The sequence below is a fragment of the Chromohalobacter sarecensis genome, from assembly GCF_023061135.1.
In the GTDB taxonomy this organism is placed as follows: domain Bacteria; phylum Pseudomonadota; class Gammaproteobacteria; order Pseudomonadales; family Halomonadaceae; genus Chromohalobacter; species Chromohalobacter sarecensis.
This window is the reverse complement of the sequence record NZ_JAKGAN010000006.1, coordinates 173,399-189,101: the sequence shown is the minus strand read 5'-3', so window position 1 is coordinate 189,101 and position 15,703 is coordinate 173,399. Positions and strand designations below refer to the sequence as shown.

14 protein-coding genes are annotated in these 15,703 nt (G+C 60.9%); 8 read left to right on the top strand and 6 right to left on the bottom strand.

Annotated elements, in window-relative coordinates; genetic code table 11:
* Positions 1 to 137: 137 nt before the first annotated feature.
* The 3 genes from L1071_RS11415 to lpxL all read left to right on the top strand — a co-directional run bounded on the left by L1071_RS11415 (position 138) and on the right by lpxL (position 3,895).
* On the top strand, positions 138 to 1,589 hold the full coding sequence (locus tag L1071_RS11415; RefSeq protein WP_246974914.1) for a TolC family outer membrane protein: 1,452 nt from the start codon (positions 138 to 140) through the stop codon (positions 1,587 to 1,589).
* A 132-nt stretch (positions 1,590 to 1,721) separates the two neighbouring features.
* Positions 1,722 to 2,801: an alanine racemase gene (gene alr, locus L1071_RS11410; protein ID WP_246974911.1), complete on the top strand. Its 1,080-nt coding sequence runs from the start codon at positions 1,722 to 1,724 to the stop codon at positions 2,799 to 2,801.
* 179 nt (positions 2,802 to 2,980) lie between these two features.
* The gene (gene lpxL, locus L1071_RS11405; RefSeq protein ID WP_246974907.1) at positions 2,981 to 3,895 is read left to right on the top strand and encodes an LpxL/LpxP family Kdo(2)-lipid IV(A) lauroyl/palmitoleoyl acyltransferase; all 915 of its coding nucleotides are present in this window, start codon (positions 2,981 to 2,983) and stop codon (positions 3,893 to 3,895) included.
* A gap of 156 nt (positions 3,896 to 4,051) precedes the next feature.
* Here the strand turns inward: lpxL and ettA are convergent, their stop codons facing one another.
* Entirely contained in the window at positions 4,052 to 5,713 is a 1,662-nt protein-coding gene (gene ettA, locus L1071_RS11400; protein WP_246974903.1) for an energy-dependent translational throttle protein EttA, read from the bottom strand.
* A 117-nt stretch (positions 5,714 to 5,830) separates the two neighbouring features.
* The gene (locus L1071_RS11395) at positions 5,831 to 6,265 is read right to left on the bottom strand and encodes a PAS domain-containing protein (protein WP_246974900.1); all 435 of its coding nucleotides are present in this window, start codon (positions 6,263 to 6,265) and stop codon (positions 5,831 to 5,833) included.
* A gap of 184 nt (positions 6,266 to 6,449) precedes the next feature.
* Between L1071_RS11395 and L1071_RS11390 the strand changes: the two genes are divergently transcribed.
* Positions 6,450 to 6,722, top strand: a complete 273-nt coding sequence (locus L1071_RS11390; protein ID WP_246974897.1) for an Rdx family protein — start codon at positions 6,450 to 6,452, stop codon at positions 6,720 to 6,722.
* Between the two features lie 312 nt (positions 6,723 to 7,034).
* Here the strand turns inward: L1071_RS11390 and L1071_RS11385 are convergent, their stop codons facing one another.
* Positions 7,035 to 8,009: a zinc transporter ZntB gene (locus tag L1071_RS11385; protein WP_246974894.1), complete on the bottom strand. Its 975-nt coding sequence runs from the start codon at positions 8,007 to 8,009 to the stop codon at positions 7,035 to 7,037.
* A 115-nt stretch (positions 8,010 to 8,124) separates the two neighbouring features.
* Complete coding sequence (locus L1071_RS11380) at positions 8,125 to 8,730, bottom strand: arylesterase (RefSeq protein ID WP_246975096.1); 606 nt, start codon at positions 8,728 to 8,730, stop codon at positions 8,125 to 8,127.
* A gap of 46 nt (positions 8,731 to 8,776) precedes the next feature.
* On the opposite strand from L1071_RS11380, the gene L1071_RS11375 reads away from it, so the two are divergent.
* Both L1071_RS11375 and L1071_RS11370 read left to right on the top strand, forming a co-directional pair.
* Positions 8,777 to 9,496: an ABC transporter ATP-binding protein gene (locus L1071_RS11375; RefSeq protein ID WP_246974891.1), complete on the top strand. Its 720-nt coding sequence runs from the start codon at positions 8,777 to 8,779 to the stop codon at positions 9,494 to 9,496.
* Positions 9,493 to 12,021, top strand: a complete 2,529-nt coding sequence (locus L1071_RS11370; RefSeq protein ID WP_246974888.1) for an ABC transporter permease — start codon at positions 9,493 to 9,495, stop codon at positions 12,019 to 12,021. Before L1071_RS11375 ends, L1071_RS11370 begins: the two co-directional genes overlap by 4 nt.
* A gap of 177 nt (positions 12,022 to 12,198) precedes the next feature.
* Here L1071_RS11370 and L1071_RS11365 read toward each other — a convergent pair whose 3' ends face one another.
* Entirely contained in the window at positions 12,199 to 12,603 is a 405-nt protein-coding gene (locus tag L1071_RS11365) for a type II toxin-antitoxin system VapC family toxin (protein WP_246974885.1), read from the bottom strand.
* Positions 12,600 to 12,839, bottom strand: a complete 240-nt coding sequence (locus L1071_RS11360; RefSeq protein WP_246974882.1) for an antitoxin — start codon at positions 12,837 to 12,839, stop codon at positions 12,600 to 12,602. The genes L1071_RS11365 and L1071_RS11360 overlap by 4 nt, the downstream gene beginning before the upstream one ends.
* Before the next feature lie 405 nt (positions 12,840 to 13,244).
* On the opposite strand from L1071_RS11360, the gene L1071_RS11355 reads away from it, so the two are divergent.
* Together L1071_RS11355 and glyA are read left to right on the top strand one after the other, a co-directional pair.
* Positions 13,245 to 13,712, top strand: a complete 468-nt coding sequence (locus L1071_RS11355) for an REP-associated tyrosine transposase (protein WP_246974879.1) — start codon at positions 13,245 to 13,247, stop codon at positions 13,710 to 13,712.
* Between the two features lie 536 nt (positions 13,713 to 14,248).
* Positions 14,249 to 15,511 (top strand): serine hydroxymethyltransferase, encoded by a 1,263-nt coding sequence (gene glyA / locus L1071_RS11350; protein WP_246974876.1) that lies wholly within the window; start codon positions 14,249 to 14,251, stop codon positions 15,509 to 15,511.
* The last annotated feature ends 192 nt before the right edge of the window (positions 15,512 to 15,703 follow it).

The following is a 15,703-nucleotide window of genomic DNA, read 5'->3' as shown; positions in this document are numbered from 1 at the left end:
CCCGATGCCAATGTTGGCGGTGACGCTGCCGGTCGTTGAGTCCGTGTCTAGCCCGCTCAAGCAAGTCAGTTCAAAGCACGTTCGTCAAAAGACCGTGCGTCAAAAGAACGTACGTCAAAAGTAAGGAACCCAAGCCGATGTCCTCTCGAGAGCCGTCATCGCCGAAATTTCGGCTGCGTCTATTGCCGGTGTTGATCGCCGCTGCTGTCACCTCTCAGGCGCACGCCGCCGATTTGTGGACCATTACTCAGGACGCGCTGCAGAACAACGCTACTCTGGGCGCCTCGCAGTCGACCTTCCAGAGTGTCGATGCCGGACGTGATGTGGCGCGTGGCAGCTTGTTGCCGCAGATTGACGCGACCGCGCAGGTCGCGCACAACAACACGCTTGAGAGTCAGGAGGGTGGTACTCAGAGTGGTGTGGGGAACTCCGAGGATAGCTACAACTCGACCAGTGCCGGGCTTGAATTGACCCAGGCGCTGTATGACGCCACGAGCTGGGCCGAGCTTGAAATCGCCAAGCGCGAGACCGGTCAGCAAGCGCTCTTGCTGCAAGCTGACCGTCAGCAGTTGCTCTACGATGTCGCCTCGGCGTATTTCGAGATCCTGCGTGCCAATGACGTGCTCGAGGCGAGTATTTCCCAAGAGAAAGCGATCAAGCGTCAGCTTGACCAGGCGCAGGAGCAGTTCGATGTCGGGCTGGTGGCGACCACCGATGTCAACGAGGCGCAGGCGTCTTACGACCTTGCCCGCTCCCAGCGTATTTCCGCCGAAAACGATCTGCAGGTCAGTTTCGAGGCGCTGGAACGCCTGACCGGCAAGCGTTACGACAGTATCGATGCCTTGTCGGACGATATTCCCATCGAGTCTCCCGAGCCGGCGGGGCGCGATAACTGGATTCAGATGGCGATCGCCAACAACCCCAGCGTGCAGGCAGCGCAAGCTGCGGTCGATGTTTCACGTGCGGAAGTCGATCAGGCGGAGGCTGGGCATAAACCGACGCTCTCGGCCTTCGCCAACTATAATTATTCGGATAGTGACCAGGATTATCTGGACGGTCACAACGCGGATACGCAAGTCGGGCTGCAGGCCTCGCTGCCTATCTACAGTGGCGGCACGACCAGCGCGCAGGTGCGTCAGCAGACTTACTCGCTGGAGGCGACACAGTACGATTTCGAGGCCCAGCGTCGCGACACCACGCAGCAGGTACGCTCACTGTTCACGCAGGTCATGAACGATGTCGAAAGCGTCGAGGCCCAGCGGCAGGCGATTGTCTCCAACCGTAGCGCGCTGGAAGCCACGCGCTCCGGCTACGAGGTGGGCACCCGCAATATCGTCGACGTACTCGATGCCGAGCAGAGCCTGTATCAGGCCGTTTCCGATTATGCCGATGCGCGTTACACCTATGTGACCGACATGGTGGAACTTCGCCAACAGGCCGGGGTGCTCGATCAGGACGTGATACGCGATCTCAACCAATGGCTGCGGGAGACTCAGACCGTGACGCTACGCCTGCCCGAAGATGGCGGCATGAGCCAGATGGATGACATCGGCGAGCGACCCACGATGGAGCAGTCGTCCAGGCCCTGAGGTAAGGTTTGATAAGCCCTGTTCGTCACGCCGCACCTTCGGGTGCGGCGTTTTACGTCGTGCCGCGCACCATGCTGTGTGGGCGAGGTAGAATAGGCGCCCATTATTGTCTTGTCAGGAGGAATGTTCGCCATGTCCCGGCCGTTGGTCGCCGATATCAACCTGGGCGCCTTGCGCCACAATTACCGTCTTGCCTGCGATCAAGCGCCGCATAGCCGCGCCGTGGCGGTCATCAAGGCGGATGCCTACGGCCATGGGGCGATACAATGCGCCAACGCTCTGGCCGATATGGCGCCTGCTTTCGCCGTCGCGAGTCTCGAGGAAGCGGTCGCACTGCGCGACGCGGGAATCGCGCAGCCGATCATGCTGCTGGAGGGATTCTTCACCGCCGAGGAATTACCGCTCATCGACGCACATCGGTTATGGATCGCCGTGCACAGCGATTGGCAGCTCGACGCCTTGCTGGCGTATCGGCCTCGGGCGCCGATTCCAACCTGGCTCAAGCTGGATTCCGGCATGCATCGTCTGGGATTTGCGCCGGAGGCGTTCGAGGCGCGTTGGCAACGTCTGAAAGCGGCGCCGGCCCAGGTGACCGATCTGCACTTGATGACGCACTTCGCCACCGCCGATGCGCTCGAGCCGGCGTACTTCCATCGCCAGCTGGTGTGTATCGAAGCGCTGCGTGTACGGCTCGGGGCACCGGTGTGCCTCGCCAATTCGCCGGCCACGCTGGCCTGGCCACAGGCCCATGGCGACTGGAACCGTCCGGGTGTCATGCTATATGGCAGCGACCCACTGGAAGGCGCGAACGATGCCAGTCGCGCTCTCAAGCCGGTGATGACCTTGCGCTCCGAGATCATCGCAGTGCGTGAGCTGGCGACGGGGGAGGCGGTCGGCTACGGCGGACGCTGGCAGGCGCCGCGCCCGTCGCGCATCGGCGTGGTCGCCTGTGGTTACGGCGATGGCTACGATCGCCATGCACGCGATGGTACGCCGGTGCTCGTCGAGGGACGTCGCGCGCCATTGGCCGGAAAGGTCTCCATGGATATGCTGACGGTCGATATTACCGAGGTGCCCGAAGCGAATATCGGTAGCCAGGTGGTGCTATGGGGCGAAGGGTTGCCCATAGACGAAGTGGCGCGTCACTGCGATACCATCAGTTATACGCTGATGACCGGTGTATTACCCCGCGTGCCGCGTCGCTATCGTTAGTTTTGAGGGCATGTACCTGAAGGCAAGGCCTTGTGGGAGGGACTTTAGTCCCGATGAAGTTGAGCCAGCGTCCATCGCGAATGAATTCGCTCCCACAATATCAGACTAGGTGGCGCTGAAGTTTCTTGTACCGTTGGTTAAACTTGACACTTTTCGCTATATGACGGAACCGCTTATCCATGGCCAAGCACGCATTTCCTGAGAGTTTCGCTCATCCCCGCTATTGGTCCACCTGGCTGGCCATTGGGGCCATGCGTCTCGGTGCTTGGTTACCCTGGCGTCTCAAGATGGCGGTAGGGCGGGTCATTGGGCTATGCGCCTGGCGTTTCGCGCGTCGGCGACGCCACATCACCGAGACCAATATCCGACTGTGCTTTCCCGAGAGGGACGAGCGGCAGCAGGCACGACTGGTCCGCGAGACCTTCATCGCCAATGGCATCGGTCTGATCGAGACGGCCACCGCCTGGTGTCGGAATCCTGAGCATCTGCGCCACCGGGTCGTCTTCAAGGGCCAGGAGCACAGAGCCAAGCTGGAGGCCGAGGGTAAAGGGGCGTTGATCCTCGGAGTGCACTTCTCGACCCTCGATCTCGGGGCCGCGCTGCATGCGCTTTACTTTCGCGCCGATGCCGTCCAGCGTCCCCATGACAACCCCCTCTTCGCTCGTGTCATGGACCGGGCTCGGGCCCCTTACTTCGACGCGATTCTAGATCGCTACGATCTCCGCGGCGTGGTGCGTCGTATCAAGGAAGGCCATGCCGTGTGGTACTCGCCGGATCAGGACTTCGGGCGTGATGCCAGCGTCTTTGCGCCCTTTTTCGGCGTCGAGGCAGCTACTGTCAGGCTCACTGCGAAGATCGCCCGCATGACCGGGGCGCCGGTGATTCCGTTGATCTTTCATCGTAATCCCGGGGACGAGACGTATACGGTGGAATACCTGCCGCCCCTGGAGGACTTTCCCAGCGGTGACGAGGTGGCCGATGCCACCCGCATTAATGCTGTCATCGAAGACGCCATTCGCCGCCATCCAGAGCAGTATCTATGGCTGCATAGGCGTTTCAAGACACGTCCGAAGGGCGAGCCCGGCTTTTATTGACGCTAAGCGTCTATAAAAGCCGGGAAGAACGCCCGCTTCGCGCCTGGAAGAGGGGAGTCATAAAAAGACCCCACGAACCTGGCGGTTGTGGGGTCTTCTTCCAGCTTCAAACTTCAGCCCGCGCAGCGGGCGTTCTTACGTCTCCGGCGGAGCCGGTCAGGCGTCGATACGCTTGTACTTCATACGCTTGGGTGTGTCGTTGCCCACGCGCTGGCGATAGTCTTCCTCGTACTCGCTGTAGTTGCCCTCGAAGAACTTAACGCTGGAATCCCCTTCATAGGCGAGGATATGGGTCGCGATACGGTCGAGGAACCAGCGGTCGTGCGAGATGACCAGCGCGCAGCCGGGGAAGGCGAGCAGCGCTTCTTCCAGGGCACGTAGCGTCTCGATGTCGAGATCGTTGGAGGGCTCGTCGAGCAGCAGGACGTTGGCGCCTTGCTTGAGAGTCTGAGCCAGTTGCAAGCGCCCACGCTCGCCCCCGGAGAGCTCCGATAGACGTTTTTGCTGATCGTTGCCCTTGAAGTTGAAACGCCCCACGTAGGCGCGCGACGACATCTCGTAGCCATTGATGCTGATCATGTCCTGGCCGTCGGATACCGCTTCCCAGACGGTCTGCTTGTCGTCGAGGTGATCGCGCAACTGCTCCACGTAGGCGATGTCCACGGTCTCACCGGTGACGACCTCGCCGCTGTCGGGCTGTTCCATGCCGGTGATCAGTTTGAACAACGTGGACTTGCCGGCGCCGTTGCCGCCGACGATGCCCACGATGGCACCCTTGGGTAGCTGGAACGAGAGGTTCTCGAACAGCAACTTGTCGTCGAAGCGCTTGGCCACGTCGTGGAACTCGATGACCTTGTCGCCGAGGCGCGGACCGGGCGGAATGTAGATCTCGTTGGTCTCGTTGCGCTTCTGGAAATCGCCGGATTGCATTTCCTCGAAGCGGTTCAGGCGCGCCTTGCTCTTGGTCTGACGCCCCTTGGCGTTGCTGCGCACCCACTCGAGCTCCTGCTTGATCGCCTTGTTCTTGGAAGCCTCCTGCTTGGCTTCCTGCTCGAGGCGTTTCTCCTTCGATTCCAGCCACTGCGAGTAGTTGCCCTCGAAGGGAATACCTTGCCCGCGATCCAGCTCGAGAATCCAGCCGGCGACGTTGTCGAGGAAATAGCGGTCGTGGGTGATCGCCACCACGGTGCCGCTGTAGTCATGCAGGTAGCGTTCCAGCCAGGCCACCGATTCGGCGTCGAGGTGGTTGGTCGGCTCGTCGAGCAACAGCATGTCGGGGCTCGAGAGTAGCAAGCGGCACAATGCCACGCGACGGCGCTCGCCCCCGGAGAGGTTGCCGACCTTGGCGTCCCAGGGCGGTAGACGCAGGGCCTCGGCGGCGACTTCCAGCTTGCGCTCGATATTGTGCGCGTCGGCAGCCTCGATGAGGTCCTCGAGACGTGCCTGCTCGGCGGCCAAGGCGTCGAAGTCGGCGTCCGGCTCGGCGTAAGCAACATAGACCGCTTCGAGCTGTGCCTGTGCCTCGGTGATCTCGCTCAAGGCTTCTTCGACCGTCTCGCGGACGTCCTTGGCGTCGTCGAGCTCGGGCTCCTGCGGCAGATAGCCGATGTTGATGCCCGGCATGGGACGTGCTTCGCCGTTATATTCCTTGTCCACACCGGCCATGATCCGTAGCAGAGTGGACTTGCCCGCGCCGTTGAGGCCGAGCACGCCGATCTTTGCGCCAGGGAAGAAGGAAAGCGAAATATCCTTGAGGATTTCATGCTTGGGGGGGACGATCTTGCCCACCCGATTCATGGTATAGACGTATTGCGCCATGGAATTCCGGTTTGGTTGGGAAATGGATCACAAGTCACGATGATAGAGGGGGTGTAGCGTAAAGGCTAGCGCGATACGCGCCTACATCACGCAAGCCCCGTTGCTTGAAATGCCTCCTCAGGCCTGCCCGCGCTCGGCGCGTAGACGCTCGAGCTCCTGCATCGCTTCGACATGCGCGGTGACATCCTTCTGCACGCCGACGAAGTAGGTCAGCTGATCTTCATCGTCGTAGACAGGCGTGATCGAGAGTTCGTTCCAGAACATCGAGCCGTCCTTGCGATAGTTGCGCAAGACCACCTGACAGGGCTGTCCGGCGCGGATCGCCTGGCGAATGGTATCCAGTTGAGGCTGGTCGTGGTCGCCGTTCTGCAGGAAACGGCAGTCGCGATAGAGGATCTCGTCGGTACTGTAGCCGGTGAGCCGTTCGAAGCCTTGATTGGCATAGATCAGGATGGTTTCGTCACCTTCCTGTTCGGCCACCACGATGCCATCGTCTGACGCATTGACAATACGTTCAAGTAGCGCCGGGCTGATCATCGGAGGTCGTTTCATCGTCTCTGCGTTCCTTGGGACTGTCATGCACTCATCATGGCCATGCCGGGGGTGGATTTCAACGCGACGTATTACATCTCGACCTCTGGCAGACGCTGGCTGGGGGGTACGATTGTCCGACTTGTCCGGACGGCACGGTCGTCGCATCATGACCGCCCTATACACCGACGGAGGCGCGCTCGCCATGTCCCGCATTCGCATCCATTATTGCACGCAATGTCACTGGTTGTTACGCGCCGGGTGGTATGCCCAGGAACTGCTGCAGACCTTCGGCGAAGACCTCGAGCAAGTGGCGCTAGCACCCAGCCACGGCGGCCATTTCGAGGTCGTCTACGATGACGACGATGTGATCTGGGAGCGCAAGCGCGACGGCGGCTTCCCGGATATCAAATGGCTCAAGCAGCAGTTGCGCGACCGGCTCGATCCCGAGCGAGATCTGGGGCATACGGATCGATAAGCCTGAAAAATGCAGGGTTTATCGCGAATAAATTCGCTCCCACAACACCCAGGCCGGGTGGCAAAGGGGCCTTTGTGGGAGGGACTTCAGTTCCGATGGAGTTGTGTCAGCTTTCATCGCGAATAAATTCGCTCCCACAACACCCAGGCCGGGTGGCAAAGGGGCTTTTGTGGGAGGGACTTCAGTTCCGATGGAGTTGTGTCAGCTTTCATCGCGAATAAATTCGCTCCCACAACACTAGGCCGGGTGGCAAAGGGGCCTTTGTGGGAGGGACTTCAGTCCCGATGGAGTTGCGGTGAAGTCGTCTCGGCTTCACCACCAATGCTTGCGCTTGAGCAGCCACATCACACCCAGTCCCATCACCAGCGTAATGGTGATGAAGACGGCAAAACCGTAGGGGCTGTCGGCGCCGGGGATGCCGCCCACGTTGATGCCCAATAGTCCAGTCAAGAAGCTCAAAGGCAGGAAAACGGTCGTGATGATGGCCAGCATGTACATGCGCTGGTTGAGCTGCTCGTTGTGCTCGCTCCAGATCTGCTCCTGGAGGATCAACGCGCGTTCCTGCATGGCACTGAAATCCTCGACGTAGCGCGAGAGCTGATTGGCGTTCTCGCGCAATGCAACCTGGGTCGTCTCATCGAGCCACTGAGGGCTCTGGGCAAGCTGTGAAAGGCAGTCACGCTGCGGCCCCATGAAGCGCCGCAGGGTGATGAAGGGGCGGCGTAGCCGGGTGAGATCATCGGCGTCGACAGCGCCCTTGGCGAGTTGCAATTCCTCGAGCTCGCCGAGGGCGTTATCGAGTTGGTGTGAATAGTCGCCGACCTGGTCCACCAGCGCCTCGACCAGCCAGGCGAGGAGGTCGGGCACCGACAACGCGCCTTCGTCGGCATCCAGGCGTTCACGCACATCGCTGGCGGCCTTCAGCGGCCTGCGACGCAGCGTAATCATGCGCTTGGGTGTCATCCACACCCGCAGCGAGATCATGTCGTCCATGGCAGCGCCGGGGTTGTGATTGACGCCGCGCAGCGTGGTGACGACGCCGCGCCCGAACTTGGCCACGCGCGGACGCGTGTCTTCCTCAAGCAACGCCTCGACCACTGTCTCGTCTAGCTCCGCCAAGTCGTTGAGATAGGTCGCGATATCGTCGTGGCGAAAGTCGAGATGCATCCACATGGGCGCCTCATCACCGCCCCAGGCGGCCTGCAGGTCGCGTACGCTCAATAATTCACCGCCGCCTTGGCCGTTCAATCGGTAGGCGGCCACCAGTGCGGTGTCCATGTCACTCATCAGAATTTCCTTGTCGACGATCAGCTCTGCGCGGTAAGCATAAGCATAAGTGAAATAGTCATCGCTGATATGCGTAAAATCAACCGAGGAATGGGCGTTACAACAAACGTGATGATTACGGTTTATCGGCATCGTCGGATAACAGGGCTTTCAGCTTGGGCCACACATTGTCGAGAATGATCGGCTGTGCCTCGGCGGTGGGATGAATGCCGTCGTCCTGCATCATGGCGTCTTGCAGGGCGATGCCGTCGAGAATGAAGGGCACTAAGGGAATGTCGTATTCTTCACTGAGCTGTCGGAAGACGCCGCGAAAGGCATCGGTGTAAGAAGCGCCGTAATTGGGTGGTATTTCGATACCCAGCAGCAGTACGCGTGCGTCGGCGGTCTGGCTTTTTTCGATCATGTCACGCAAATTGAGCTTCATCTGCTGTGGTGACAGCCCGCGCAGGCCGTCGTTGCCGCCTAGTTCGAGCAGCACGATGTCCGGGGCGTGACGCTCGAGAAGCTCCGGCAGACGTGCCGCGCCGCTCGAGGTGGTGTCGCCGCTAATGCTGGCGTTGATTACCCGGTGTTGACTGCCGAGGCGTTGCCGAAGCAAGTTGACCCAGCCGGCGTCGCGCTCGATACCGTGTGCCGCGCTCAGGCTATCGCCGACCACCAGCAGGGTATTGGCGCGCGCATGCACGGCATTTACCGCAGCGAAGCACAACACGGCGACCATCAGGATACGCATGCCCCCGCGTATCCAGGAAAAGGAACTCTCACGCATGTCCGACGACTCCTTGAATAAAGCGAAAACTTCCATTTTACGCGCAAGTCACGTTACACAGCGCGTGCGCAGCGGTGAGCGTGTACTGACGATTCTCGACGACTTGGCGTTGGACGTCCATGGCGGCGAGAGCGTGGCCATTCTGGGGAGTTCCGGATCGGGCAAGTCGACCCTGCTGGGCTTACTGGCAGGACTGGATACGCCCAGTGAAGGCGATATCCAGTTATTCGGTGAATCGCTGAGCACCCTGGACGAGGACGGCCGGGCGCGGCTACGTGCTGGGCAAGTGGGGTTCGTGTTTCAGAACTTCCAGCTCCTGCCTACGCTGACGGCGCTGGAAAATGTCCTGCTGCCCCAGGAGCTTTCGCCTTCGGGCGATGATGAGCAGCGAGCGCGCACCTGGTTGACGAGAGTCGGGCTCGGCGAACGGCTCGGCCATCTACCCAAGCAACTCTCCGGCGGTGAGCAGCAACGCGTGGCGGTGGCGCGTGCCTTCGTCAGCCATCCAAAGCTGGTCTTCGCTGATGAGCCCACCGGTAACCTCGATCGCACCACGGGGGCGCATATCATCGACTTGCTGTTCGAGCTCAATCGGGAAATGGGCACGACCCTGATATTGGTCACACACGATCATGCCCTGGCGCGCCGCTGCGGGCGTTGCCTGCGCCTTGAAGAAGGACGCCTGCAGGCCATGAGCCATGAAGAGGTGGCCTTGTGAAGGCTCTCTCGCTATCGCTCAAGGGGTTGTGGCGCGATCTTCGTGCCGCCGATGTGCGGGCGCTGTTCGTGGCGCTGGCGCTGGCGGTGGCGGCCTCGACGATGATCGGTTTCTTTCTGGATCGTCTCGACCGGGGGCTGACCCGGCAGGCCGGACAGTTGATGGGCGGCGACCTGGTACTCGAACAAAGCGACCCTTTCTCCGAGGAGCTTCGCCAGACGCTGCGCGATGCCGGGCTGGCGCTCTCGCAACAGGTCGACCTGATCTCGATGGTCAGTCGCGACGATGCCTTTCAACCGGCCAGCCTCAAGGTCGTTGACGCCGCTTACCCGCTGTATGGGCAAGTGCGCGTCGAGCGTGGCGAGGGCCTCGAAACGCTGGCTCACGGTCCCGCACCCGGCAGCGTGTGGGTGGCGCCGCGGCTGGCGCGGCTGATGGAGCTCGACATCGGTGACACGCTCGCGATAGGCGACAGCACGCTCACCGTGAGCGGCCTGATCGAGCGCGAGCCGGATCAGGGCGCGGGATTCTCGGCCTTCAATCCGCGCGTGATGATGCACCGCGACGATTTGGCGGCGACTGACCTGGTGCAGCCCGGCTCGCGGCTCGAATACGAGCTGTTGGCCAAGGGGCCGCCCGAGGCCGTGGCGCGCGTGCAGTCGCGCCTGGAGAGGCTGCGCGACAACGGCGTCGAGGTGCGCGACGTGCGCGAAGATCGGCCCCGGCTGGGCGGTGCGCTGGATCGCGCCCAGCGTTACCTGAGCTTGTCGGGATTGGCGGCGGTGTTGTTGGCGGGGGTTGCGGTGGCCATGGCCACGCGTCGCTATGTCGATCGCCATTTGGATACGGCGGCGCTGCTGCGCTGTTTCGGCGCCTCGCAGCGACAACTGGTGACATTGTTTGCCCTGCAGCTCGCCTGGCTGGCATTGGCGGCGGCGGTGGTGGGCGCGCTATTGGGCCTGCTGGGACAGGCGGGCTTGCTGGTGATTCTGACGAATTTTCTACCGCTCGAACTGCCGCCGCCCGGGCCGTTGCCGTTATTGATGGGGATACTCACGGCACTGGCAGTGCTCATCGGCTTCGCAGGCCCCACTTTGTTGCGTCTCAAGCGGGTGAGCGCGCTCAAGGTACTGCGACGCGAGCTCGATCCCGTGCCCATGGCCGGCTGGGCCGTGGTGGTCATCGCCAGTGGGGTGTTCGGCGCCTTGCTGTGGTTGTATTCGGGCGATTTCACGCTCTCGCTGGGGCTTTTGATTGGCGGCGAACTGGCGCTGGCGGCCCTGTGGTTATTGGGTCTCGGATTGCTCACAGGCCTGCTGCGCCTGGTGCGAGGCGTCGCCGGCGAGCGCCGCCACGGCGCACGGCATGCCTGGCGTCTTGGTGCGCGTCAACTGGCACGTCGCCGACATGCCAGCCTGGGGCAGTTGCTGGCCTTCTCGGTCACGTTCGCGGCCATGGCGATCATTGCTCTGGTGCGCGGTGATCTGGTGACCGCCTGGGAATCGCAGTTGCCCGAGGACACGCCCAACTATTTTGCCATCAATATCCAGCCGGCCGAGCGTGAAGGTTTCCGCGAGATCGTCGAGGGTGCCAGCGATACGCGTAGTGCCCTGTATCCCATCGTGCGTGGGCGGCTGGTCGCCATCGATGGTGACGCCGCCGAGGACTCAGTGCCGGCCGATCAACGTGACGCCAACGTGCTGCGCCGCGAGCTCAATCTGACGTGGCGCGAGACACTGCCTGAGGGCAATCGCATCGTGGCCGGCGAATGGTTCGATGCGGATGCGTCTGTCGAAGACGACCGCCCGGTACCCATCTCCATGGAACAGGATCTGGCCGAGCGCCTGGGCGTGACATTGGGCGAGGTGCTGCGGTTCGATATCGGTGGTGAAGCGGTCGAGGGACGCGTCACCAGCCTGCGCAGCCTCGACTGGGAAAGCTTTCGCCCCAACTTCTTCGTGATCTTTCCTCCGGGGACGCTCGAGCGCTTCAGCCACAGCTATATCACGGCGTTCCACCTGGAGGACGAGCGCCAGACGACCATCGGCGAGCTGGTCTCGCGCTATCCTGGCGTCTCGCTACTCAATGTCGACGCGATTCTCGAGCAAGTGCGCGAATTGCTGGTTCAAGTGACGCGTGCCATCGAACTGGTGCTGGTATTCGTGTTGCTGGCGGGAATCAGCGTGCTCTACGCCGCGCTCACCGCGAGCCGCCCGATGCGCGCGCACGAAAGCGCCCTGCTGCGTGTGTTCGGCGCCGGCGACCGCATGATCGCACGGATCCAGGGAGCCGAATTCGCATTGTTGGGCATTGCCAGTGGTCTGCTGGGCGCATTGCTGGCGGAAGCGGCGGCGCTGGGTGTCTACTTGATGTGGTTCGACCTGCCGCCGCGCCTGCATTGGCCACTATGGATCGTGATGCCCATAGGCGGTGGACTGCTCATCGGAGGCATCGGCCATCTATTGACGCGTCAGGTACGTCGTCAGGCACCCATGGAAAGCCTGCGGCTGTTGGGGGAAACCTGAAGTTTCGAGCCGAGAGCTAATATTATTTTGAGTATTAGTTGAAGCGAATTTATTCGCGATGAAGTTGGCTGGCTAAAACCATCGGGACTGAAGTCCCTCCCACAAAAGCTCCTTGCCACCCAGTCTGGTGTTGTGGGAGCGAATTTATTCGCGATGGAAGGTGGCCGAAGCCTATCTTCAGAGCCAATTCTCGACGCACAGCCCATCGACACGGCTGAATTCGCCGACGTTGGCCGTGACCATGATGCGTTGTTCTGCCAGTGCCTGGGCGGCGATCAGCACGTCGTTGGGGCCGATGGGTGTCCCGGCGCGCTCCAATTGCCAGCGAATCTGCGCATAGTGGCGGTCGGCAGGCGGCTCGAAGGGAAGCACATTCAGTGCTTCGAGCAGTATCTCAACTTGTCGCGTCAGACGCTCGGAGTCGCGCTTACGGGCGCCAAAGCGCAGTTCGGCGGCGACAATCGAGCTGGTGGCGATGGCACTTTCTCCCTCTTCGGCGATTCGTTGTGCCACGCGACCCTGCGGATCACGCACGAGTGCCGAGACGATATTGGTATCCAGTAGATAGCCGGCCGTGCTCATAGCTCGATGTCGTCGAGTGGCGGCAGTCCTGCGTCGCTATCGCTTAGCGACTCATCGAGAGTGTCGAGACGCTTCAAGGTTTCCAGCAGACCCGGCTTCCTGATCGGTTCGATGATCAGCGTGTCGCCCTCGCGGCGGATGACAGCCTCATCGCCGCTCAGCTCGAACTCGCGCGGGATACGTAATGCTTGATTGCGACCATTGCGGAAGAGGCGTACATGGCGTTCGGTATTCATGGGCTTTCTTCCTATGACGGGTAGCCTATGCCAAAGCCTATGCCTAAAAAGGGCTAGCGTCCAGATTGGATGGGCAAGGGCTGACCCTATCTGTCAGAGATAGACTTTTGTAACTGACTGGAAGCTGGCTGGCTAAAACCATCGGGACTGAAGTCCCTCCTACAAGAGCGGTGAGTCAGCCTGCCTACCGGGATTGACATTTCTCCCACAAAGGCTTGATGCCACCCATCGGGACTGAAATCCCTCTCACCAGGGCTGCAAGTCGGCTTGCCAACCGAACCGAATTCTCCTAACTAGCTTTCTTCTGGTACCAGGCCGGGGAATTACATTAGTGGGAGCGAATTTATTCGCGATAGGGTATATTAGTCTTATCCGTAAGATTGCATCAATAAGCACCGAGCTATTATGTCCAATAGCAACAAGCCAGGCTATAAAGCCCTGCGGATAGGTCGACGTTCCTTGAAGGGCCACGCTTATCACATCACGACCTGCACCCATCAGCGCCAGCACTTATTTACCGACTGGCTGCTGGCCAGGCGGGTTATCGGCTCGATGAAGACCTTGCACGATGATCAGTACGTAGTCTCGCTATGCTTCGTGGTCATGCCAGATCATATCCACTGGCTTTTTACATTGGGCGAGGAACAGTCCTTATCTCAAGTCGTGAAGCGTTTCAAAGGGCGCTCGGCGCAGTCCATCAACCGGCATTTGGTGCGGCAGGGCGCGGTCTGGGAAGAGGGTTACCATGATCACTTGATACGCGAGGAAGAGGATTGGCAGATGGTTGCCCGCTATATTGTTGCCAACCCGCTTCGGGCAGGGCTGGTAGAGGATATAGGCCGATATCCGCACTGGGATGCTATATGGCTGTAACATATTCCATCGGGAACAAGTTCCCTCCCACAAAGGACGCGAGCCGGACCTGTGGCTCAGAGACAGACTCTTGTAGCTGACTAGGAGCTGGGGTTGGTGGGAGCGAATTTATTCGCGATAGTGAGGAGGGTGTTAGACGCAAGAAGCCCCGCCGACGACCGCTCGTGCGGCGGGAAAGGCCAAAGGCGCAGGGCATTGTCGGTAGACGGGCATCCGTGCCCGAGGCATTCCTTCGGCTCGTCGACCCTCGCCGACGAGCCAGGAAAGCGTAGCGCCGTGTTAACCGAACAAGAAGATGAGTTCCCTCATTGCTGGGCGGTTTTTTGATCGTTGTCATGCGGAGTACGGATCTCTGGCGCGTGCTTGAGTACTTCTAAAACGACCATGAGAAATCCTGTAGCGACCCATGCCCCCCTTTCATATGAAAGGCGCTGTGGGCTGCGCTATCATGGCGCCCTGGTAGCCCGACGAACTACCCGTCGACCTCATGCGGCTTGCCGCCGCTTAGACCTTCCGTGATTCGAGGATTCTCGCCGATGTTCACCCGTGACATGCAGATTGCCGGTTTCGATGATGCCCTGTGGGACGCCATGCAGCAGGAGGTGGGCCGTCAGGAAGCGCACATCGAGCTGATCGCTTCCGAGAACTATGCCAGCCCGCGCGTCATGCAGGCGCAGGGTACGCAACTGACCAACAAGTACGCGGAAGGCTATCCCGGCAAGCGCTATTATGGCGGCTGTGAGCACGTCGACGTCGTCGAGCAGTTGGCCATCGACTACGCCAAGGAATTGTTCGACGCGACCTACGCTAACGTTCAGCCGCATTCCGGCTCTCAGGCCAATGGCGCGGTGTTCCAGGCGTTGGTCAAGCCCGGCGACACCGTGTTGGGCATGAGTCTTGATGCCGGCGGCCACCTGACTCACGGTGCCAAGCCGAACTTCTCCGGCAAGCACTACAACGCCGTACAGTACGGCCTCGACGACAACGGCCTGATCGACTACGACCAGGTTGCTAGTCTGGCGCGCGAGCACCAGCCGAAGATGATCATTGCCGGTTTCTCCGCATACTCGCAGATCATCGACTGGGCCAAGTTCCGCGAAATCGCCGACGCGGTGGGCGCTTACTTGCTGGTCGACATGGCCCACATCGCCGGATTGGTGGCGGCAGGCGTCTACCCCAGCCCCTTGCCCCATGCGCACGTGGTCACCACCACCACGCACAAGACCCTGCGCGGCCCGCGCGGTGGTTTGATTCTCTCCGCCGAAAACGACGCCGACATCGAGAAGAAGTTTCAGTCCGCTGTCTTTCCCGGCGGGCAGGGCGGTCCATTGATGCATGTCATCGCCGCCAAGGCGATCTGCTTCAAGGAAGCCATGGACCCGGACTTCAAAGTCTATCAGCAGCAGGTGGTCACCAATGCCAAAGCCATGGCCGGCGTGTTCATCGAGCGCGGCTATGACGTCGTCTCCGGCGGCACCGAGGATCATCTCTTCCTGCTCTCGCTGGTCAAGCAGGGCCTGACCGGCAAGGACGCCGACGCCGCGCTGGGTCGCGCGCATATTACCGTCAACAAGAACGCCGTGCCCGGCGACCCGCAGAGCCCGTTCGTGACGTCCGGCCTGCGCATCGGCACGCCGGCAGTGACCACCCGTGGCTTCGGTGAGAGTGAATGTGCCGACCTCGCCGGCTGGATCTGCGATATTCTCGATGCCATGCAGCAGGGCGACGCCAGCCAGGCCGAAGCCGACGTCAAGGCCAAGGTCGAAGCCGTCTGTGCACGGTTGCCGGTGTATCGTTAAACCCTGATGGCCTCCTGACGGAGGGCAAGGTCAAGCCCTAATGAGATCCCCCGCTTTTCGTGTTACTGCGAAGCGGGGGATTTTCTTTTCTCGCTGCAGGTAAGCGGCTACTCTCTGGCTGTAATAGATAGCAGTGCTTATCATCGACAGCTCTCTACCTGTCGGTGTTGCGTGTCTCCCGTCTCCCGTCTC